This window comes from Methylorubrum thiocyanatum (assembly GCA_014138645.1).
GTDB classification, from domain to species: domain Bacteria; phylum Pseudomonadota; class Alphaproteobacteria; order Rhizobiales; family Beijerinckiaceae; genus Methylobacterium; species Methylobacterium thiocyanatum.
This window is the reverse complement of record JACJIB010000007.1, coordinates 376,216-395,317: the sequence shown is the minus strand read 5'-3', so window position 1 is coordinate 395,317 and position 19,102 is coordinate 376,216. Positions and strand designations below refer to the sequence as shown.

Below are 19,102 nucleotides of genomic sequence, written 5' to 3'. Positions count from 1 at the left end.
GCCCGGCGGGCGTAGCGACCTTGGTCGCCGGGTTCGAAATAGCGCCCGAACGAGACCCGGACGTCCATCTTCTTCCTGAGGGTGCCTGCGGTGAGCGGCTCCTTGTGAAGGCTGCGCCGCGGACGGTTCAGGCCCGGAGTTCGGGCAGGATCTCGGCGGGGGTCATAGCGCCGCGTCCGGTCAGGATCTTGGCTACCTCCCGCATGACGCGGTCCCAGAGCTCCTCGGCCCGGAACCGTTCGAGTTGGCCTTCGACCTTGTCGAGATGGGCCTGGAAGCGTGCGACCTCATCCTCGACAGCATTGTCCTGGGCGGTGAGCGCGGCGTTCCCAGCCCAAAGATCTTGTAGCCTTTCGACCCAACCATTCCGGAAAAGGCCGCTTGCGCGCGAAGAGCGGCCATTCCAGCGGTTGTGGCAGAATGTCCGGAAGTGGCGCGAAGCCGAACAGTCGGCATGCGAACACCTGCCCCCTTGCGGACCTTCGACATCGTGCCCTGGAAGGTCTGCTTAAGGTGTCGAAGCAGTTGTGCGACATCCCAGGCCGGCGTGTGGATCGACGCTTGCCGGACATGCGGTCGCGCCTGTCGACGGGACGTCGGTCGGCCTTCGAGGCCATCGAGCGCGTCGACGTTCGCGCGACCTGGAGGCCTGTTAGTCCTGGTACTGCCCGTACTCGACCCGTTCGAGCCAATTGACGACCTTGCCGTCGACGGCCTCCTGGATGGCGCTATGGGTCATGCCGTTGATCGTTGTCGCGCCGAGCCAGTGCTCAACGCCCGGCGGGATCCAAACCACGTCGCCGGAACGGATCTCGCGCTTCTGGCCGCCACTGGGTCGCCATGCCGGCTCTGAGCGGCCGATGGCGTATGGCCAGCGCGGCGATGCACGCGCCACTCGCATTCGGCCGAGCAGCCGACTAACGCGAGACGGGAAATTCCGAACCCGTCCCCGTGCTTCTCAGACGTGCTTGCGCCGGGCGACCAGCGTCTGGAACTTCTCGTACTCAGCTGGATCGACGCGATACGAGTGGTCGTCGTCGGGAAAGGTTACCGCCTTCACCTCCTCGACGTACTTGCGGATGCCGGTCACCGCGACCTCGGTCAGGTTGGCGTAGCGCTTCGTGAACTTCGGCTTGAAGTCCGTGAAGACCCCCAGCAGGTCGTAGGCGAGCAGGATCTGGCCGTCGCACCCGGCGCCGGCACCGATGCCGATGGTCGGGATCGTGAGCTGCTCGGAAATCAGTTTGGCAATCGGCGCCGGAACGGCCTCGAATTCCAACATGAAGCAGCCAGCATCCTCGATGGCCAACGCGTCCTCCAGGATCTTCATCGCGGCCTCGGCGGTGCGTCCCTGGATCTTGAAGCCGCCGAAGTTGGCGATGGTGTGCGGCGTCAGCCCGATATGCGAGGCGGTCGGGATACCCGCGTCAACGAGGGCCTTCAGGATGTGCGCTTGGCTCCTGCCACCCTGCGGCTTCACCGCGTCGCAGAGCGCCTCCTGCATGAAGCGCGTGGCGTTCGCGAGGGCTCGGTCGACGGTGTTATAGCTCTGGTAGGGCATGCAGCCGAGCACGAAGGTATCCGGCGCGCCGCGCCGTACCGCCCCCGCATGCAGGATCATCATGTCCATCGTCGCAGGTATGGTGCTGGCGTGGCCGTGCGCGACCATGGCGAGGCTATCACCGACGACGGCGACGTCGATGCCTGCCATCTCGGCCCAGCGGGCGGAGGTGTAATCCGGCACGGACATGTAGACGAACTTCTCGCCGGTCTGCTTGGCGGCGCGGATGTCGAGGATCGTCCGCTTGCCTGCCTTCCTGGCCGGCTCGTTCGAGGAAGTCGCCGCGGTGGCACCCATGTCCGCCCCTCCGGAAAACGTGCGTCGGTCGAGGCGACCGAGCCCGGCCGCCGGGGTCGATTCGAGTTCGGCGCGCGCCTAGCGCAGGCGCTGCAGGACGCGGTCGATGTCGGCCGTCGTCATCTCCCACTCGTTCTGGAAGTTGGCCACGACGCTGCGCATGAACTGCGGCTGGAGGCGTTCCGCCTGGGCCGTGTCCCCGAGGTGGTCGACCAGCATCGCGTAGGCGAGCTGCGAGGGCTCAGGCCCCTCGTAGCTCCACTCGAAGCCGTTGCGCGAGTAGCGCTTGGCGTCCGTCATGTCTGGAAGCGGTTTGCCGTCGACCGTGACGACGATCCCGTCGATGGTCCGGTCCCCCACGTAGACCTTGTTCACGGCCGGGCCTCCCTCACCTGGTGACGCGGGGTACGGCCGTCGGAGCGGGAGCGCATCACCTCGGGGAAGATCCAGAGGCTGACAACCATGAAGGGGCCGAGGAAGGCCACGGCCCAGCGCGGGCCGATTTGGCCGAGGTAGCCCATGTAGAACCAACCCGCGAGCGCGGCTAAGGCGACGGCGACGGACAAGCCGAACTTGATGGGAAACGGCATCGGATTCCTCCCAGATCGGTGGTCTTACTTACAGCGTGAACACGGAGCCGACCTGCTGTAGCAGGCCGAGCGCGCCGCCGAGCCCACCCAGCATGATGGCAAGCCCGGCCATTCCGTCACGCCAGGGCTGGGGCCAGACGTTGAACAGCCCCGGGGCGAACAGGACGGCCAGGCCGCCCACGATGACGAGGCTCGTCCAGCGCAGGTTGGCGGCACCGTAGGCAAGGCCGCCGCCGACCAGCACCAGCAGAAGCACGACGTTGGCCGCCAGCAGCAGCAGGCCGAGCGGTCGGCCCTTCAGGTCGGGGCGGGTTTCGAGCGGGAACATGCCCGTGAGGACGTAGAAGCCGACGCTGGCGACGCCGGCGAAGAGGGCGAACCACGCGAGGGCGGCCACGTTCGGTTCGATCATGCTCATGAAGGATCTCCCAGATGTCGGGGCGGCGCCCCATCGGCGCCGCACGTCGCATGTGGCGGGGGCTTACTCGGCCGGCTGCATCGCGCCGGGCTCGGCGGCGCCCGGCGTGCGCGAGGTCTTGCGCATGTCGGTCTTCACGTGGCGCGTGTCGTACCCGTTGAAGAGCGTCCCGAGCAGACCGCGGTTGAGGTCCGAGGTGCCGAACAGCCAGTCCATGATCGGGAACGTCAGGTTCATGTTCCGCTCCATCATGATCGATTGGTCGTGATGCGCGGTGTGGTGGCGCCGGTTCGTGTTGATGAACGGCATGTTGCGGACGAACCAGTTATCCTCGACGTGGCAGCAGAAGTGCATGAACTCGTAGATCATGTAGATGCTGGTCGTCGTGGTGATGAACAGCCAGCCGACGTTCGGCGTGAACACGTTGCCGAGCACGATGGCGCCCGGAATCGACATGAGCGTGAAGGTCGCCAGCGCGTAGGGCGGGAAGAACGTGACCCGATAATCGCGATGGTCGGCGAAGCGCATCTCGTGGTCGGTGAAGAACTGATGGTGCTGGAGGGTGTGCCGGTTGTAGACGGCGCGACCGATCGGGTTGCTCTGCGGGCGATGCATCACGTAGCGATGCAGCCACCACTCGAAGAAGTTGCAGAACAGGAACACGACCGGCACCGTAGCGAGCTCCGCCCAGGTCGGCGACTTGATGTTCGAGATGTAGATGTACAGCGCCGTCAGACCGATTGTGTAGATGATGGCGATGTGCAGGAAGCCGTTGTACCAGCCCGCGACGCGTTGCCGATAGTTGGCCCGGTAGTTTCTCTGCCGCTCGCTCATCTTGGTGACTGCGAGTTCCATTGCGCCTCTCCTCTGTTCGCTGGCTCTCGGGGCGGTTGCAACGACCGCTTCCGTGACGATGTTCAGCAGGGCGCCATCGCCACGACGGGGTTCGTTTCAAGGGTAGGTCCGGCCACAGCCGGGGATCGGATCCGCTCCCTGGCCGTGGGACGCCCGGGAGGCACGAGCTTGTCGGCAGGACATCCGCCGCATCCCCGATATACGGAGCGACGCTGGCCGTCTTCCGCGTTGCGAGCCGTCTGGCACATGACGCCCTCCCTGGTTCGTTTCGCAGAAAATATCACTGATATATCAGTTGTCAACATTGTCATGCCGGATCGGCGGATCAGCGGGAACGCATGCGCACGGCGTTCCCGCCTGGCCGGTCAGTGCGAGATCGCTTCGAGCGACTTGCCCTTGGTCTCGATACCGAGAATGCCGACGCTCGCGGCCGCGATCACGAAGGAGCCGGCACCCAGCGCGAACACCCCGCCATGGCCGAGCGTCGGCAGGATGATGCCGATGGCGTAGGGCCCGATGAGCGAGCCGACCCGGCCGACCGCCGAGGCGCACCCGGCGCCGGTGGCGCGCGCCCGTGTCGGATAGAGCTCGGGGGTGTACGCGTAGAGCACCGACCACATGCCGAACAGGAAGAACTGCATCACCAGCCCGAAGGCGATCAGCCAACCGAACGAGGGCGAGTGGCCGTAGAGATAGGCCGCGACCGCGCTGCCGAGGAGCATCAGGACGGCGGTGGGCTTGCGGCCCCAGCGCTCGACCAGGATCGCCGAGGTGATGAAGCCCGGGACGCCCGCCAGTGAGATCAGGATGGTGTAGACCACAGACTTGGTAACGCTATGCCCAGCTTCCTGGAGGAGCGCGCCGAGCCAGGTGGTCAGCCCGTAGAAGCCCAGCAGCGCGAAGAACCAAGTCAGCCAGATCATGACCGTGCGGCTGGCGTAGCCCGGGCTCCAAAGTTCGAGGAACGAGAAGCGACGTTCCCCCTGGGCCTGTGCGGGGAGGATCTTCGGCTCGGACAGCGACCGCCCGTCGAGGCGCGCGGCCACCTTCGCCTCGATCTCACGCATAACGCGGTCCGCCTCCTCGTAGCGACCGCGATCAGCAAGCCAGCGGGGTGATTCGGGAACGAAGAACCGGATCGCGAACAGGAACAACGCCGGCACTGCCTGCGCGAGGAACACGGCCCGCCAGTCGAAGTAGCTCAGCAGCACGTAGCTGAGGCAGCCCGCGGCGATGAAGCCGAGCGGCCAGAAGCCCTCCATGATTGCGAGATAGCGGCCGCGGTTGGCCGTCGGTAGGAACTCCGAGACGATGGCGAGAGCCACCGGGAACTCCATGCCCATGCCGAAGCCGAGGAGCAGGCGCGCGTAGCCGAGCGCGGTCGCATCGGGCGCGTAGGCGCACCAGACGCTGCCCAGACCCCAGAAGATCATGCTGACCTGGAAGACGACCTTCCGGCCAAAGCGGTCGGCGAGCATCCCTGAGATGCCCGCCCCCAGAAACATGCCGATGAAGCTCATACTGGAGAGCAGGCCCGCCTGAGCGGTCGAGAGGCCGAACTCCGTCTTGATCGAGCCGAGCAGGAAGGTGAGCGAGCCGAGGTCGATCGAGTCGAAGAACCATGCGGTCGCGATGATGAGGAAGATGTTGCGCTGGAACTGCGTCATCGGCAGGCGCTCCAGCCGTGCCGCGATCACCGCGCTTGATCCTGCCGCGACGAGAGCGGGGATCTCAGTCGTAGCCCGTTCCGGCAGTGCGTCGCCGGTGGGTATCGCAATTTGCCCTACCATCTGATGCCTCCCTACGTTCTTAGTATGCGACCGGCACTTTTGCAGGATATTTCTAATCTATGCAAGATATATCAGAGGTATGACCCTTGCGCAGAGAAGCGCTCGGCACCATGCAGCCATCAGGCGGCGTGGTGAGCGGACCGGGCTAGGCAGGGGGAGTCCATGAACTACGTGACCGGGAAGACGACGTCGGTCCGTGCTACGAAGGACGGCGAGAAGCGGGCCAGGAAGGCTGTGAAGGGTGCGCCCGATGAGGTCGGCGGCGAAGACCTGCCCGACCTGACGCTCACCGACAGGGCCTACCAGCAGTTGGAGGAGATGATCACGACGCTCGCGCTCCCGCCCGGCATGGTGCTCGGCGAGCAGAACCTGGTCCAGCGCCTCGGGATCGGGCGCACCCCCATCCGGGAAGCCCTGCAGCGTCTCGCCCGTGACGGCCTCGTCGTGGTCATGCCGCGTCGCGGCATCCTCGTCTCCGACATCAACGTGCGCACGCAGCTGCGCCTGCTGGAGACCAGACGTGTCCTGGAACGATTGATCGCCCGCCTCGCTGCGGAGCGGTCCACGAAGGAGGAGCGGGACGTTTTTGCCGGAATCGCGCAGGACATGCGGGAGGCGGCCTCGGCGTCGGATGATCTGGCGTTCATGCGCCTGGATCGTCAGTTCAACGATCTCATCGCGACGGCCTCGCGCAATGAGTTCGCGGTGCGCTCCCTGGAGAGCATGGCGGGCCTGTCACGGCGTTTCTGGTACCAGCACTACAAGCAGGCAGCCGACCTGCCGCTGACCGCCAACCTCCACGCTGACGTCTGCGAAGCGGTCGCCCGACGCGACGTCGACGCCGCCGGCGCCGCGTCGGACAAGCTCGTGGATTACATCGAGAGCTTCGCTCGCAAGACCCTCGACGTTTAGCTCGTGCCGCGCCCGAGTAGGACCGAGCAGGCTGGCATTCCCGCCCATGCACATGCCCGGCTCGCTTGGCGTCTCGCCGTGGGGCCGCTGACGAACCCACTCGGACTTTCAGTGCCTCCCGGCTGTGCCGGAGCTTCTGACCCATAGCTGTCCCTCCCATCCGCGGCCTTCGTAGTCCGCTTCGACGTGGGAAGCGGACGTCCCGAAAGTCCTCCCGGCACTGCGAGTAGGTCAGCCAGGGCTACCTGCCGGCCTTCGGGCAGGCGGTCGTGCAGGTCGCTGGCCCGGTTAAGGCTGTTTGAACGGAGGCAAGGTTCACCAACGGTGACAGGACGCGGTGCCGACCGGCGCCGGGGCTCTCATCTAGCTGAGCTTCGGCTGGCCGTTGGAGGCCGAGAGGCCGCCGTCCACCGGCAGGTTGACCCCGGTGACGAAGCGCGCGTCCTCGCTCGCCAGGAAGGCGATGACCCCGCTGATGTCGTTCGGCTGGGCGCCCCGTCCCATCGGGATGCGCTCGTTGAACTTGGCCACGAGGTCCGGCTGGTCCTGCATGCCGGCGGTGAACGGCGTGTAGACCAGCGTCGGGTTGACCGCGTTCACCCGAACCCCGTTGGCCGCCTCGTCCATCGCCACCGCGCGGGTGAAGTTCGTCACCGCACCCTTGGCGGCGCAGTAGAAGCTGTGGTTCCAGTCGCCGCCGAGCCCGGACACCGACGAGACGTTGACGATGCAGCCGCGGCTCTCGCGCAGGTGCGGCAGGGCGAAGCGCGTCATGTAGAAGACGCCGTACAGGTCGGTCTCGATGATTGTCGAGAAATCCCCGATGTCGCCGTCGTCGACACGTCCCAGGTGATCCTTCCCGGCATTGTTCACGAGGACGTCGAGGCGGCCGAAGCGCTCGATTGCCGCCGTGACGACCCCCCGGCAGCGGTCGGCGTTCGAGAGGTCGGCGACCTGCGTAAGCGTTCTGTCGGCCCCGATTTCGGCGGCGACCCGCTCCAAGCCCTCGCCGTTCATGTCGGCGAGGACGAGGCTCGCCCCCTCCTCGCCGAAGCGGCGCGCGGCGGCCTCGCCGATGCCGGACGCGGCACCCGTGACCAGGACGACCTTGTTCGAGAAACGTGACATCGCGATTCCTGGGGCTGTGCGCCGGGCAACCCGCCCGACGCCTTGACGAAGGGTGGTCTCAGGCGCTGCGGGCCTGGTCCGGATGACGCCCTTCAGCGAACTCCTCGACGATCTTGGCGCAGAAGGCCGGCAGGTCCTTCGGGTTGCGGCTGGTGACGAGGCCCTTGTCGACCACCACCTCCGCATCGACCCATTCCCCGCCGGCGTTGCGGATGTCGGTCTTCACCGTCGGGAACGACGTCAGCTTGCGCCCCTTCACGACGTCGGCCTCCACCAGCGTCCAGGGGCCGTGGCAGATGACGCCGACCGGCTTGGCCTGCTCGAAGAAGTCCCGCACGAACCTGACCACGGCTTCGCTGCCGCGGAGCTTGTCGGCACCGACGCTGCCGCCGGGGATGACGAGCCCGTCGAAGTCGGAGGCGGACACGCCGTCGATGGCCTTGTCGACCGGGTACTTCCCGGCGGGGTCGAGGTCGTTGTTGACGGTCTCGGCCTCGCCCGCCTCAAGTCCGACCACCGTGACGGTCGCGCCGGCGGCGAGCAGCGCCTCGCGGGGTTTGGTGAATTCCGGCTCCTCCGTCCCCCGGGGGGCGATCAGGACGGCGATGGTCTTTCCCTGAAGGGTCATGGGTCATTCCTCTCTGCGTGATGTGGGTGGGGGGCGCCTCAGGCCGGGATGCTCTCGGGCGAGGCGGTGTTCTCGGCGGTCACGTCGTTCTCGCGGTGACGGAAGTCGCTCAGCGCCCGGTAGACCTGCAGGCGCGCCCGCATGATCGAGCCAAGCGGCCGGTGCGCCGCGAGGCTGTGAGCCGGCCGGAAGGTCATCACCTCGTCGAAGTAGCGCACCCGCCCGGGCGAGTAGGCGTCCTGCCGGGGCAGGCGGATCGTCGCCACCGTGCGGTACGGGCTGATCGATACCGGCCAATCGACTGAGGAATCCTCGATGGGCTGGCGTTCGGTATCGGCCCAGAGCTGCGCCTTGAGCTCGAACACCACGTCGTCGTCTCGGAAGAACGCGACCGTGGCGTGCCGGAAGCCGTTCTCGTCCTCGTGCGGATCGAGGCGCCATTCGGCAAGGTCCCGTTGCGCCTGCGTCGCGGGCACCGCGCCGAGCTTGGCCACGTAGTCACCGAACCGCATCGGCGCCTGGCTGAAGTAGCTGTCCGCCAGCGGGTGGCTGTAGGGATGGCCGAAGAAGTCGGCCATGGCACTCTCCGTGCCAAAGGCGTGCAACACCTTGTTGAGGTTGCGCGCGGTCGAGGAAACAGCGCTCTTCACTCCTTCCGGCAGGCCCGTCGACTTGCCGATGACCGTCCCGTCCCGCAGGAAGCCCGCCGCAGTGCCGGACGGGAAGGTCGTGCCGGTGGCGAGCACGAAGTCCTGGGTCTCGACATCGTGCCCGGGTAGCTTCTCGCCGGGCACGCCGAACACCTTGATCGACATGCCCCGGTGGGTGGACACTCGGTCACCGAGGGTCTCGCCGGGGCCCTGCGCGAAACGTACGGCCACCTTGTGCGTACCCGGCGTCGCGAACAGGCCCTGGGCCAGCTCCGGCGGCAGGCCGGCGGCAACCGTCAACTCGCCCGTGACGCAGGCCGAGCTCTTGGCGTGGCTGGCGCGCACAGCATGGTGCTCGCGCTTCTCCACCGTCTGCGACTGCTGGGTCATACCCTGGATGATGCCGTCGATGGTCTCCTGCTCGTCTGGGGCGGGCTGCTCGATGTCGGGCGCGTAACGCAGGTAGGTCATGCTCGTCCTTCACTTTCCGCCTCGTCCCCGGGCCAGGGGTAGAGAGGCTGCCGAGCTCCATCGAATGCGCGCCTCTCAGAAGCGGCACCGTTAAAGGCATGAGGCCACACGGTCGGGAATGCGGGTCCAGGCGGACCGTCGCCCTGACAAACGCCAGCCGGCTCGGACGTTCCCAACGGGTCGTTCACGGGCAATTGAGCGGCGCGCAATCCGGAACGCCGATCCGTCGGGCATGTTCTGTCCCAAGACGAACGACGAAGGACGACGAACCTTGCAAGCACCTGTCCGCTACAGCGCCGACGTCGAGGTTGTGAAGCCCGACGAGGATCGGACCATCGAGCAGCTCAACGCAACCTTCGACACCATTCTGGAGACCGTCGCGAACGATTCCGGGCATGCCGTGCGCTCGGTACACGCCAAGTCACACGGCATCCTGGAAGGCGTACTGCGCATCGACGCGGGGCTTCCTCCCGAACTCGCGCAAGGGCTGTTCGCGACGGCGGGCGAACACAAGGTCTACCTGCGGATGTCGACCAATGCCGGCGACATCCTGCCCGATGCCGTCTCCCTGCCGCGCGGCCTCGCCATGAAGGTCCTGGACGTGTCCGGCGAGCGCTTGGCCGGCGCGGAGGGAACGACGCAGGATTTCGTCTTGGTCAACGGCCCAGTTTTCCAGGCGCCGAACACCGAGAAGTTCCTAGGCAGCCTCAAGCTGCTGGCCAAGACCACCGACCGCATCGAGGATGTGAAGGTCGCCGCCTCTACCGTGCTGCGCGGGGTCAACAAGGCGCTCACCGCGGTCGGCATCGAGAGCCCGACGCTGGGTTCGCTCGGCGGCGCGCCGAACGTCGATCCACTCGGCGAGACCTACTACAGCGTCACCCCGTTCCGCTACGGCGACCACATCGCCAAGTTCTCGGTGGCGCCCGTGGCTCCCGCGCTCAAGGCGCTGACCGGCACCGAGATCGACGCCTCCGGCCGCCCCGACGCGATCCGCGAGACCGTCCAGTCGGAAATGGCCGGCATCGAGGGCGTCTGGGAGTTCCGAGTGCAACTGTGCCGCGACCTTGAACGCCAGCCGGTCGAGGACCCGACGGTGCAGTGGGACGAGGAGGAGGCACCGTTCCAGCGGGTCGCCACCATCACCGTGCGACCGCAGGACAGTTGGGACGCCGAGCGCGTAGAGGCGGTGAACGAGCGCATGCGGTTCGCGGTTTGGACCGGCCTCGCCGCCCACCGTCCGCTCGGCAACATCAACCGGGCGCGCAATGCCCCCTACAGGCATTCAGCGGAGTTCCGGCAGAAGTTCAACGGCTGCCCGATCCACGAGCCAACTACGGGGTGTTGAGCATGACCGCATACTCCTGACCCCTTGCGGACATTGAGCCCGAGTCTTTTCGATGTCCGCTTCGCCAGAGGAAGCGGACATGCCAGATGCAAACGGCATTCTGAACAGCGAGCTCGGTAGATTGACCAGACCGCCAATAACGGTCGTCCAAACCATGTGATGCTGAGGCGCGACTGACCTTTTTTCGGTAGGGCACGAGAAACGGGACGGGAAACCTCCTGCTTCGCAGGTGGGACGCGCTACGCATCGTATGCAGCGGCCGCGGATCGCAGGGCAATCTTCTTCTCGACCGGGACCTTCCCGACCCCTGCGCCAACACCCCTTGTTGGCCAGCTGGAACACCGGCCGCCGCCGGCGCCTTTCATCGTGGGGACACCTCCGCGGGCAAGGACGGGCACGATGAAGGATTACACGACATCCTTCGGGATCGGCTTCGTGGCGGGAATGCGCACCATGACGGCCTGCGCGGCCTTGACGTGGGCAGCCTCGACCGGCCGGACGCGGGGCGGCTTCATTCCGTCGAGCCCCGAGGCACGCACGCTCGCCACTGCGGCGGCCCTGGCCGAGATGGCGGGGGACAAGATGCCTTCCGCTCCTGACCGCCGTATCCCGCCCTCGTTCGCGGCGCGGCTCGTGATCGGCGCGGTCGGTGGCTTGGCGCTCGCCGGTCAGCCCGCGTCACCCGAGCACGGTGCCTTGGCCGGTGTGGCGGGTGCGCTTGCCGGCACGCTCCTGGGCCGGGCGGTTCGGGGACCGGACTCGCGCACGGCCTCCGGTCGCGCCTGGGGGCTCGCCGAGGATGTCGCTGCTGTCTGCCTCGCTGCGGCGCTGGTCAATGCCGCGGAACCACAGCGGCAGAGCTAGCTCCCGTCAATGCATGGTCCGCTTAGTCTCTCGACATGGCTGGACGCACACCCCGACACCGGAGAAGTCGGAGGTAGATGATCAAGGCCGCGAGGGCAGCGCCTCAACGCCCTCGGCCTCAACCGCCTGCGTCTGGAGGTATGCGATGACATCCGCCCGGTCGAGCGGGTCCGGAAGTCCGCGGAAACTCATGCTTGTGCCCGGCACGAACTTCGCAGGGGCAGCAAGCCAGACGTCCAGCCTCTCCGGCGTCCAGACGCCGCCCAATGACCGGAGCGACCCGGTGTAGCCGAAGCGACGGCTATTGGTGGCGACGGGCTTGCCAACTACGTCGTAAAGGCCGGGGCCGCTTCGGTCGCCGGCCCCCATCCTGACCGTGTGACAGGCGGCGCACTGGCCGAACAATCGGCCGCCTCGCCCAGCGTCGGCCACCCGCATGAAGTCGCCGAAGCTCGGGGTGTCGCCCAGCGAACGGCGGCGCTCTTGGCTATCATCCGAGCAGGCCGTGACGAGGAAGGCCAGTGCGAGCAGCATGGCGTGCTGGCTGTGTGAGGGAAGGCGGAAGGGGCGCGTCACCCGTTCGATCATGTGAACCAACGTCAATCGTAGACATCCGTCCGCCTTCAGAGAGGTCGGACCGGCAAGAGCTTGCCGCGCAGCAGCAGGCTCAGCGTCCTGAGCGCGATCCAGCCGATGATGAGGTTGGCGGCGGCGAACAGCGGGACGGCGAGAGACGCGCTCGGGCCTTCCAGCCCTCGCTCCGTCAGGCGCAACGCCGCGAGCGGAAGGGCCGAGACGCCGAACGTGTAGGCCCAAGCCGCGGGCGAGAACGGCTGCTGCCGCAGCCAGGGCACCAGCCGCACCATGACCAAGGCGTGCAGCAGCGCGTAGCCGAACAGGATCTGGGCCAGCCGGTCGGGCGGTCCGTCGGTGACCGCCAGGTAGGCGACGCAGGCCACCGCGGGCGGCGCCAGGTGCAGCCCGAGCGAGGCCCGCAACGATACGGGCAGGGTCTGCAGAATCAGCCTATGAACGACGACCGATTCGAGCGTCAGCCATGAGAGGAGGCCGGCGCCGAAGAAGAGCAGGCCGAGTTCCTTCATGCCGAACGCGGCGCAGGTGATGGCTGCTACGAAGCCCCCGCCAACCGTAGGCATGTAGAGGATCGGCGTCGTCGCCTCGAAGGCCCGGTCGCCCATCCAGAGGCCTCCCACGCCCCAGACGGCGAAGAGGGTCGTCCCGATGAGCCCTGCCAAAGCCATTGCCCACGCGGCGCCCGGCCAGTGCGGCGCGAGACCCACGCTCGCGATCATGGTGGCGACGGGAGCCAGCGAGGCGAAGAACGACGACGTCGGGTCGCGCACCTCGAACAGGGCCGTATCCCGGTCGTTCAGCCACCGAGCGGCGTAGAAGACCAGCCACGCCGCCCAGACCGCCACGCCGAGGAGCGAGAGCGCCTCGCCCACCCAGGCAGGCGCCAACCCGAGGCGCGCGGCGGCGCGCCAGCCGTTGCCCAGGCCGCAGATCCCCAGGACCATCCCGAAGAAGGTGGCCGGCACCCTGGTCCACCGAAGCCAGGTGAACTCCCGCCGGAGTTTGGCCGAGCTTTCCTCCTCACCGGATGCGCTCACCACGTCCGCCATGTCAGACGACCGTCGAGATCGCGCCGGGCGGATGCGTCAGCAACGTCGCCAGAAGGCTGAGGCCATAGCGCAGCGTCTCGGCGTCCGGTGCCGCGCCAAGGGAGACTCGGATGGCTTCGGGAGCAGGTCCGACAGCGAAGGCATCGCTCAGGATGACCGACAGCCCGAGCTGACGCGCATGCGCCCCGAACTCGCCGCGACGCCAGGGCTCGGGAAGCCGGAGCCAGAGGTGGTGCCCGCAGGAATGGGCCTGGAGGTCGAGGCCCTGCAGGGCCTCGCGGGCGACCGCCTGACGGCGGCCGTTCTCATGCCGAATGGCCGCGACGACCGCGTCGAGCTCGCCCTCGGCGATCCACTGCGAGGCGAGCGCGGCCGTAAGCGGTGAGGCCATCATGTTGATGGCCCGCAGCTCGGCGGCGAGCCGCACCGCCTCGTTCGTCCCAGGCACGGCGACGTAGGCGACGCGGAGGCCCGGGCTGACGCACTTGGACAGCGTCGCGATGTGCCAAGTGATGTCTGCCGCCAGGGAGGCAATGGGAGGTGGGGCGTCGGGCGGCAGCGCGCCGTAGGCGTCGTCCTCGATGACTGCGACGCCGTGCGAACGCGCGACCTCGGCGATTCGTTCGCGGCGCGTCGGCGGCAGCGTCGCGGTCGTCGGGTTGTCGAGCGTCGGCACAAGGTACAAGGCCCGCGGCCGCTCGGCCTTGCAGCTCTCCAAGAATGCGTCCGGGTCGAGCCCGTCGGCGTCGCAAGGCACCGGAACGAGGCGAATGCCGCGGCGCTCGGCGGCCATGCGCAGACCCGGGTAGGTCAGGGCTGGCACGCAGAGCGCATCGCCCGGCCTGAGGGTGGCGGCGAGCACGGCGGCGAGCACGACCTGGGCGCCGCCTGCCACGAGGACGCGGTGCACCGGAAGCGGCCCGAGCCGGCCACCGAGCCAATGCGCCGCCGCAGTACGGTCGGCCATGTTCCCGGCGCTGTCCTGGTACTGCATGCGGTCGAGGAAGCCCGGCGAGCGGGCAAGTCGCGACAAGCCTGCCTCCATACGCTCGGCCAGACGCGCCGTGACCGGCTGAGGCGGCATGTTCATGCTGAAGTCGACGCTTCCGGAGGGGTCCGGCCTGCGCATCTCCTTAGGCGGCGTGGGTCCGCGAACGAAGCTGCCCCTACCGGCTGTGGCATCGATCAAGCCTGTCCGGCGCGCCTCGTTGAAGGCGCGCGTGACCGTGGTGAGGTCAACGTTGAGGTGCTTGGCAAGGGCGCGCTGCGGCGGCAGGCGCACGCCCGGCGGGAGCCGGCCGGCGCGAATGTCCTCGGCCAGCGCCTTCACGATAGCCAGGTACTTCGGGCCTGCGTCGCCAGCGATTGTCGGGTTCCAAGATTCCATCATTGACCCCTGTTCTCGCATCGGTGTATGCATACATACATCATACAGGCAAGGCGAGACGTGGCTTTGTCTAGGAAAGCGCCTCAGAAGCCGCCAGCTTCCACCACGAATGTATGGAAATGTAAGCCATACATTCGGGCCGCGCAAGGCGAACCTTCATGCCGCTGTACGGCAAGCGGTTCAGGAACGTGGACGATGCAAAGGACGACGGATCAATCAATGCTTTCCGTTGGGCTGCGCTGCCGCTGCCCTCGCTGTGGCGAGGGGCGCCTGTTTGACGGCTTCATCACCCTGAAGCCACGCTGCGAGGCGTGCGGCCTTGATTATGGCTTCGCCGACCCGGCCGATGGACCCGCCTTCTTCATCATGATGACGATGGCCTTCCCAGTCACAGCCTTCGGCATTTGGCTGGAGCTCGCCTACGAACCGCCGCTGTGGATCCATGCGCTCATAACGCTTCCGCTTCTCTTGCTGGCCTGCGTTCCGGTCATCCGGCCGCTGAAGGGGCTCTTCATCGCCAGCCAGTACATCAACAAAGCGGGAGAAGGCCGCCTAGCGACTTCGCCAGCGCCAAACACGGGTCCTACGTCCGGGGACTGACCCTGACGCTCCGCCGCGCGGTCCCGGGCGGACACGCGCCGGCGGCACCGCCCGCTGCTGGGCTTGATGTGACTTCATCCTACCTCACGAGGACCGGGACGATGCTCCCCTATGCCGACGTGTTCGAGACCTCCCTCCGGAAGCTGCGCGAGGACGGCCGTTACCGGACGTTCATCGAGCTTGAGCGTAATGTCGGCACATTCCCGGCCGCCGTCTGGAGGCATCCGGACGGCAGCCCCCGGCCGGTCACGGTCTGGTGCAGCAACGATTACCTCGGAATGGGACACAGCCCCGAGGTCATCAACGCCATGCATGCGGCCCTGGACCGCTATGGCGCCGGTGCGGGCGGCACCCGCAACATCTCCGGCACGGCCCATGAGCACGTACTGCTGGAGCGCGACCTGGCCGACCTGCACGGGAAGGAGGCCGCCCTCCTGTTCACCTCGGGCTACGTTTCGAACCTCGCGGCTCTGAGCGTGCTCGGCCAGGTGCTGCCGGACAGCGTGATCCTCTCGGACGCGGGCAACCACAACTCGATGATCGAGGGCATCCGGCGCTCGGGAGTCTCGAAGGCGATCTTCCCGCACAACGACGTCGCCGCGCTCGACAGGCTGCTCGCGCAGTTCGATCCGGAACGGCCCAAGATCGTCGCGTTCGAGAGCGTCTACAGCATGGACGGCGACGTGGCGCCCATCGCCGAAATATGCGACGTCGCGGAGCGCCACGGGGCGCTCACCTACCTCGACGAGGTGCACGCGGTCGGCATGTACGGCCCGCACGGCGCCGGCATTGCGGAGCGCGAGGGCGTTGGCCATCGCATCACGCTGATTGAGGCGACGCTCGGCAAGGCCTTCGGCGTCATGGGCGGCTACGTCGCCGGGCCATCCACGGTCGTCGACGTCATCCGCAGCCATGCGGCGGGCTTCATCTTCACGACCTCGCTGTGCCCGCACCTGGCCGCCGGCGCACGGGCGGCGGTGCGGCACCTCAGGGATAGCCAAGCGGAACGGGCTGCGCAGCAACGAGCCGCGGCGATCTTGATGGCCATGCTGCGCAAGGCTGGCCTGCCGGTCCTGCCGAGCCAGAGCCATATCCTGCCGGTGATGGTCGGCGACGCCCACCTCTGCCGGCGGATCAGCGAGGAACTGCTGGAGCGCCATGGTATCTACGTCCAGCCCATCAACTATCCAACCGTACCGCGCGGCGGCGAGCGGCTGAGGATCACCCCGACTCCCCTTCACACGGATAAGCACATGCGGGCGCTCGTGGGGGCGCTCGTCGAGGTTCGCTCACGTCTGGGGTGGGGCGAGGTCTCGCTGGCCGCCTGACCGCGGGTCCCCTCAGCCTCATCGACATACGCAAGAGATGACCGACATGCTGGCAAACGTTGACGCCCTGCTGCTTGCAAGGTGGCAGTTCGGGTTCACGGTGGCCTTCCACATCGTGTTCCCGGCTTTCTCCATCGGCCTCGCTAGCTACCTGGCAGTGCTGGAGGGTCTCTGGTTAGCTACCGGACGGCAAGTGTTCATCGATCTGTTCCGGTACTGGATCAAGATCTTCGCCATCGCCTTCGCGATGGGCGTCGTATCTGGCCTAGTCATGTCCTACCAGTTCGGCACGAACTGGTCCGTCTATGCCGACAAAACGGGGCCTGTTCTCGGTCCGCTGATGGCCTACGAGGTGCTCTCGGCCTTCTTCCTGGAAGCCGGCTTCCTCGGCGTCATGCTTTTCGGCATGAGCAAGGTTGGCCCGCGCCTGCACTTCCTCGCCACCCTGATGGTGGCCATTGGGACCTTCTTTTCGGCGTTCTGGATCCTGTCCGTGAACTCCTGGATGCAGACGCCGCAGGGTCACACGGTCAACGCGGCCGGCCAGTTCGTGCCGGCCGATTGGTGGGCCATCGTTTTCAATCCGTCCTTCCCCTATCGTCTCGTCCACATGGTCCTTGCCGCCTACCTGACCACCGCCCTCGTCGTTGGCGCGGTCGGCGCCTGGCACCTGCTACGCGACCGCGCGAACGAAGGCGCGCGGACGATGTTCTCGATGGCGATGTGGATGCTCGCTGTCGTGGCTCCCATTCAGATCCTGGCTGGCGACGCCCACGGCCTGAACACACTGGAGCACCAGCCGATTAAGGTCATGGCCATGGAAGGCCACTTCCAGAGCCATCCGGACGGCGCCCCGCTAATCCTGTTCGGCCTGCCCGACCAAGCGGCCGGCACGGTCCGCTACGCGGTCGAGGTGCCGAAGCTGTCCTCGCTGATCCTGAAGCACGGCCTGAACGAGCCGCTGAAGGGTCTCGACAGCGTGCCGCGGGAGAACTGGCCGCCGGTCCCCGTGGTGTTCTGGTCCTTCCGGGTGATGGTCAGCCTCGGCATGCTGATGCTGCTGCTCGGCGTGGCTAGCCTGCTCGCCCGCTACAAGGGCAAGCTCTACGACTGGGCGACATTGCACCGCTTCGCCCTCGCTATGGGACCGGCCGGCTTCGTCGCCGTCGTCGCCGGCTGGATCACCACCGAGGTGGGGCGCCAGCCCTTCACCGTCTACGGCCTCCTGCGCACGGCGGAGTCGGCCTCGCCGCTTCACGCACCCGCCGTCGCCGCATCGCTCATCGCCTTTGTGCTGGTCTACTTCGCCGTGTTCGGGATGGGCATCCTCTACATCCTGCACCTGATGGCGAAGTCGCCGCACCGTGGCGAACACGGGATTGAGCCCGGCGCGCCGATCCGCACCGCTGGCATAACACCCGCGCCGTCGGTCGACCTCGACCGCACCCTCAGCCCGGCCGAGTAAGGAGCCCGTCATGCTCGCCAACATCGACCTGACGGTCGTTTGGGCGCTCATCATCGCCTTCGCCGTTTTCGCCTACATCGTGATGGACGGCTTCGACCTCGGCATCGGCATCCTGTTCCCGGCCTTCCGACCGGGGCACGAGCGCGACACGGCGATGAACTCCATCGCGCCAGTCTGGGACGGCAACGAGACCTGGCTGGTCCTCGGCGGCGGCGGCCTGTTTGCGGTCTTCCCGCTGGCCTACGCGGTCATCATGCCGGCCCTCTACGCGCCAATCATCGCGATGCTGCTCGGGCTGATCTTCCGCGGCGTCGCCTTCGAGTTCCGCTGGCGCGATCCCGGCCACCGGGCGCTCTGGGACGTCGCCTTCACCGGGGGCTCCGTCGTCGCCGCGCTTGCCCAGGGCATCACCCTCGGCGCCCTCCTGCAGGGCATCAAGGTGGAGGGCCGCGCCTATGCGGGCGGCTGGTGGGACTGGCTCACGCCATTCAGCCTGCTCGTCGGTCTCGGCATCGTCTGCGGCTACGCTCTGCTCGGCGCCACCTGGCTGGTGATGCGGACAGAGGGGAGCCTGCAGGAGCGGTCGCGCGCCTTCTCGCTCTGGCTTGGCGCGGCCACGGTCGCCGTCATCGCCGCCGTCAGCGCGGCGACGCCCCTCCTGGAAGGCAAATATTGGGAGCGCTGGTTTTCGATGCCAAGCGTGCTGCTCACTGCCCAGGTTCCGCTCCTCGTAGCGGTGGCGTCGTTCCTGTTCTTCCGCTCGCTACGCGGTGGGGCGGAGAGAACGCCGTTCCTGCTGGCGCTCGGTCTGTTCCTTCTGTCCTTCGTCGGTCTGGGGATCAGCATCTTCCCCGACGTCGTGCCGGGCCGGATCACGATCTGGGAGGCGGCGGCACCGCATTCGAGCCAGGTCTTCCTGCTCGTGGGCGCGTCCGTCCTGATCCCGGTCATCCTGGCCTACACGGCCTACTCGTACTGGGTCTTCCGCGGGAAGGTCGACGCAACGGGGTATCACTGATGGGCATTACCTCCGCTCCCCGACACCCCACACCCCTACCCCTGTGGCGCCGCCTCGTCTGGTTCGCCTCGCTGTGGGCCGGCAGCGTCCTCTCACTCGGAATTGTCGCCGGCATCCTGAGAACTTGGCTGAAGGCGAGCTGACGCACC

At 67.1% G+C, this 19,102-nt stretch carries 21 protein-coding genes; 8 read left to right on the top strand and 13 right to left on the bottom strand.

All coding sequences use genetic code 11. From position 1 onward, the window contains the following. Nucleotides 1-652: 652 nt before the first annotated feature. From HNR51_RS20765 to HNR51_RS20735, 7 genes are all read right to left on the bottom strand, one after another. Nucleotides 653-796, bottom strand: a complete 144-nt coding sequence (locus HNR51_RS20765; protein WP_182556194.1) for a cupin domain-containing protein — start codon at nt 794-796, stop codon at nt 653-655. Nucleotides 797-958: 162 nt separating this feature from the next. Continuing rightward, nucleotides 959-1,858, bottom strand: a complete 900-nt coding sequence (gene panB / locus HNR51_RS20760) for a 3-methyl-2-oxobutanoate hydroxymethyltransferase (protein WP_182556193.1) — start codon at nt 1,856-1,858, stop codon at nt 959-961. Nucleotides 1,859-1,936: 78 nt separating this feature from the next. Beyond that, nucleotides 1,937-2,233 carry a DUF6166 domain-containing protein gene (locus tag HNR51_RS20755; protein WP_182556192.1) on the bottom strand — a complete coding sequence of 99 codons (297 nt, stop codon included), beginning with the start codon at nt 2,231-2,233 and terminating at the stop codon, nt 1,937-1,939. Then, a complete protein-coding gene (locus HNR51_RS20750; protein WP_182556191.1) occupies nt 2,230-2,448 on the bottom strand; it encodes a hypothetical protein in 219 nt (72 codons plus the stop codon). Before HNR51_RS20750 ends, HNR51_RS20755 begins: the two co-directional genes overlap by 4 nt. Before the next feature lie 28 nt (nt 2,449-2,476). Further along, on the bottom strand, nt 2,477-2,866 hold the full coding sequence (locus tag HNR51_RS20745; RefSeq protein WP_182556190.1) for a hypothetical protein: 390 nt from the start codon (nt 2,864-2,866) through the stop codon (nt 2,477-2,479). 63 nt (nt 2,867-2,929) lie between these two features. Next, nucleotides 2,930-3,721 (bottom strand): sterol desaturase family protein, encoded by a 792-nt coding sequence (locus HNR51_RS20740; RefSeq protein ID WP_003599674.1) that lies wholly within the window; start codon nt 3,719-3,721, stop codon nt 2,930-2,932. Nucleotides 3,722-4,086: 365 nt separating this feature from the next. After that, nucleotides 4,087-5,511, bottom strand: a complete 1,425-nt coding sequence (locus HNR51_RS20735) for an MFS transporter (RefSeq protein WP_182556189.1) — start codon at nt 5,509-5,511, stop codon at nt 4,087-4,089. Nucleotides 5,512-5,673: 162 nt separating this feature from the next. Between HNR51_RS20735 and HNR51_RS20730 the strand changes: the two genes are divergently transcribed. After that, complete coding sequence (locus HNR51_RS20730; protein ID WP_182556188.1) at nt 5,674-6,423, top strand: GntR family transcriptional regulator; 750 nt, start codon at nt 5,674-5,676, stop codon at nt 6,421-6,423. Nucleotides 6,424-6,786: 363 nt separating this feature from the next. Here the strand turns inward: HNR51_RS20730 and budC are convergent, their stop codons facing one another. Genes budC through HNR51_RS20715 form a run of 3 tightly spaced genes read right to left on the bottom strand, consistent with a single transcriptional unit; the run spans nt 6,787 to nt 9,300 of the window. Beyond that, nucleotides 6,787-7,551: a meso-2,3-butanediol dehydrogenase gene (budC, locus tag HNR51_RS20725; protein WP_182556187.1), complete on the bottom strand. Its 765-nt coding sequence runs from the start codon at nt 7,549-7,551 to the stop codon at nt 6,787-6,789. 58 nt (nt 7,552-7,609) lie between these two features. Next, a complete protein-coding gene (locus tag HNR51_RS20720) occupies nt 7,610-8,179 on the bottom strand; it encodes a type 1 glutamine amidotransferase domain-containing protein (protein ID WP_109952206.1) in 570 nt (189 codons plus the stop codon). Between the two features lie 38 nt (nt 8,180-8,217). Next, nucleotides 8,218-9,300: a catalase family protein gene (locus HNR51_RS20715; RefSeq protein WP_182556186.1), complete on the bottom strand. Its 1,083-nt coding sequence runs from the start codon at nt 9,298-9,300 to the stop codon at nt 8,218-8,220. Nucleotides 9,301-9,532: 232 nt separating this feature from the next. Here HNR51_RS20715 and HNR51_RS20710 point away from each other — a divergent pair, with 232 nt between their 5' ends. Continuing rightward, entirely contained in the window at nt 9,533-10,648 is a 1,116-nt protein-coding gene (locus tag HNR51_RS20710; protein ID WP_182556185.1) for a catalase family protein, read from the top strand. Between the two features lie 399 nt (nt 10,649-11,047). Then, entirely contained in the window at nt 11,048-11,512 is a 465-nt protein-coding gene (locus HNR51_RS20705; protein WP_182556184.1) for a hypothetical protein, read from the top strand. A gap of 81 nt (nt 11,513-11,593) precedes the next feature. On the opposite strand, the gene HNR51_RS20700 is transcribed toward HNR51_RS20705, so the two are convergent. From HNR51_RS20700 to HNR51_RS20690, 3 genes are read right to left on the bottom strand one after another with little or no spacing between them, the layout of a single operon-like run. Beyond that, complete coding sequence (locus HNR51_RS20700) at nt 11,594-12,100, bottom strand: c-type cytochrome (RefSeq protein ID WP_182556183.1); 507 nt, start codon at nt 12,098-12,100, stop codon at nt 11,594-11,596. A gap of 35 nt (nt 12,101-12,135) precedes the next feature. Further along, entirely contained in the window at nt 12,136-13,155 is a 1,020-nt protein-coding gene (gene tehA / locus HNR51_RS20695) for a dicarboxylate transporter/tellurite-resistance protein TehA (RefSeq protein WP_182556182.1), read from the bottom strand. A 1-nt stretch (nt 13,156) separates the two neighbouring features. Further along, nucleotides 13,157-14,545, bottom strand: coding sequence for an aminotransferase-like domain-containing protein (locus HNR51_RS20690; RefSeq protein ID WP_182556211.1), 1,389 nt, complete (start codon nt 14,543-14,545; stop codon nt 13,157-13,159). Nucleotides 14,546-14,737: 192 nt separating this feature from the next. On the opposite strand from HNR51_RS20690, the gene HNR51_RS20685 reads away from it, so the two are divergent. The 5 genes from HNR51_RS20685 to HNR51_RS20665 all read left to right on the top strand — a co-directional run bounded on the left by HNR51_RS20685 (nt 14,738) and on the right by HNR51_RS20665 (nt 19,096). After that, nucleotides 14,738-15,142, top strand: coding sequence for a DUF983 domain-containing protein (locus HNR51_RS20685; RefSeq protein ID WP_182556181.1), 405 nt, complete (start codon nt 14,738-14,740; stop codon nt 15,140-15,142). A gap of 101 nt (nt 15,143-15,243) precedes the next feature. Beyond that, nucleotides 15,244-16,470: a 5-aminolevulinate synthase gene (gene hemA / locus HNR51_RS20680; protein ID WP_182556180.1), complete on the top strand. Its 1,227-nt coding sequence runs from the start codon at nt 15,244-15,246 to the stop codon at nt 16,468-16,470. Nucleotides 16,471-16,516: 46 nt separating this feature from the next. Beyond that, nucleotides 16,517-17,935 (top strand): cytochrome ubiquinol oxidase subunit I, encoded by a 1,419-nt coding sequence (locus HNR51_RS20675; protein ID WP_182556179.1) that lies wholly within the window; start codon nt 16,517-16,519, stop codon nt 17,933-17,935. Nucleotides 17,936-17,945: 10 nt separating this feature from the next. Further along, nucleotides 17,946-18,953, top strand: coding sequence for a cytochrome d ubiquinol oxidase subunit II (gene cydB, locus HNR51_RS20670; protein ID WP_182556178.1), 1,008 nt, complete (start codon nt 17,946-17,948; stop codon nt 18,951-18,953). Then, on the top strand, nt 18,953-19,096 hold the full coding sequence (locus HNR51_RS20665) for a DUF2474 domain-containing protein (protein WP_182556177.1): 144 nt from the start codon (nt 18,953-18,955) through the stop codon (nt 19,094-19,096). The genes cydB and HNR51_RS20665 overlap by 1 nt, the downstream gene beginning before the upstream one ends. The last annotated feature ends 6 nt before the right edge of the window (nt 19,097-19,102 follow it).

Excerpts from the sequence above, each read along its gene's own strand:
- panB (WP_182556193.1), bottom strand. The coding sequence starts at position 1,858 with ATGGGTGCCACCGCGGCGACTTCCTCGAACGAGCCGGCCAGGAAGGCA.
- HNR51_RS20750 (WP_182556191.1), bottom strand. The coding sequence starts at position 2,448 with ATGCCGTTTCCCATCAAGTTCGGCTTGTCCGTCGCCGTCGCCTTAGCC.
- HNR51_RS20745 (WP_182556190.1), bottom strand. The coding sequence starts at position 2,866 with ATGAGCATGATCGAACCGAACGTGGCCGCCCTCGCGTGGTTCGCCCTC.
- HNR51_RS20740 (WP_003599674.1), bottom strand. The coding sequence starts at position 3,721 with ATGGAACTCGCAGTCACCAAGATGAGCGAGCGGCAGAGAAACTACCGG.
- HNR51_RS20735 (WP_182556189.1), bottom strand. The coding sequence starts at position 5,511 with ATGGTAGGGCAAATTGCGATACCCACCGGCGACGCACTGCCGGAACGG.
- HNR51_RS20730 (WP_182556188.1), top strand. The coding sequence starts at position 5,674 with ATGAACTACGTGACCGGGAAGACGACGTCGGTCCGTGCTACGAAGGAC.
- budC (WP_182556187.1), bottom strand. The coding sequence starts at position 7,551 with ATGTCACGTTTCTCGAACAAGGTCGTCCTGGTCACGGGTGCCGCGTCC.
- HNR51_RS20720 (WP_109952206.1), bottom strand. The coding sequence starts at position 8,179 with ATGACCCTTCAGGGAAAGACCATCGCCGTCCTGATCGCCCCCCGGGGG.
- HNR51_RS20715 (WP_182556186.1), bottom strand. The coding sequence starts at position 9,300 with ATGACCTACCTGCGTTACGCGCCCGACATCGAGCAGCCCGCCCCAGAC.
- HNR51_RS20710 (WP_182556185.1), top strand. The coding sequence starts at position 9,533 with ATGTTCTGTCCCAAGACGAACGACGAAGGACGACGAACCTTGCAAGCA.
- HNR51_RS20705 (WP_182556184.1), top strand. The coding sequence starts at position 11,048 with ATGAAGGATTACACGACATCCTTCGGGATCGGCTTCGTGGCGGGAATG.
- HNR51_RS20700 (WP_182556183.1), bottom strand. The coding sequence starts at position 12,100 with ATGATCGAACGGGTGACGCGCCCCTTCCGCCTTCCCTCACACAGCCAG.
- tehA (WP_182556182.1), bottom strand. The coding sequence starts at position 13,155 with ATGGCGGACGTGGTGAGCGCATCCGGTGAGGAGGAAAGCTCGGCCAAA.
- HNR51_RS20690 (WP_182556211.1), bottom strand. The coding sequence starts at position 14,545 with ATGATGGAATCTTGGAACCCGACAATCGCTGGCGACGCAGGCCCGAAG.
- HNR51_RS20685 (WP_182556181.1), top strand. The coding sequence starts at position 14,738 with ATGCAAAGGACGACGGATCAATCAATGCTTTCCGTTGGGCTGCGCTGC.
- hemA (WP_182556180.1), top strand. The coding sequence starts at position 15,244 with ATGCTCCCCTATGCCGACGTGTTCGAGACCTCCCTCCGGAAGCTGCGC.
- HNR51_RS20675 (WP_182556179.1), top strand. The coding sequence starts at position 16,517 with ATGCTGGCAAACGTTGACGCCCTGCTGCTTGCAAGGTGGCAGTTCGGG.
- cydB (WP_182556178.1), top strand. The coding sequence starts at position 17,946 with ATGCTCGCCAACATCGACCTGACGGTCGTTTGGGCGCTCATCATCGCC.
- HNR51_RS20665 (WP_182556177.1), top strand. The coding sequence starts at position 18,953 with ATGGGCATTACCTCCGCTCCCCGACACCCCACACCCCTACCCCTGTGG.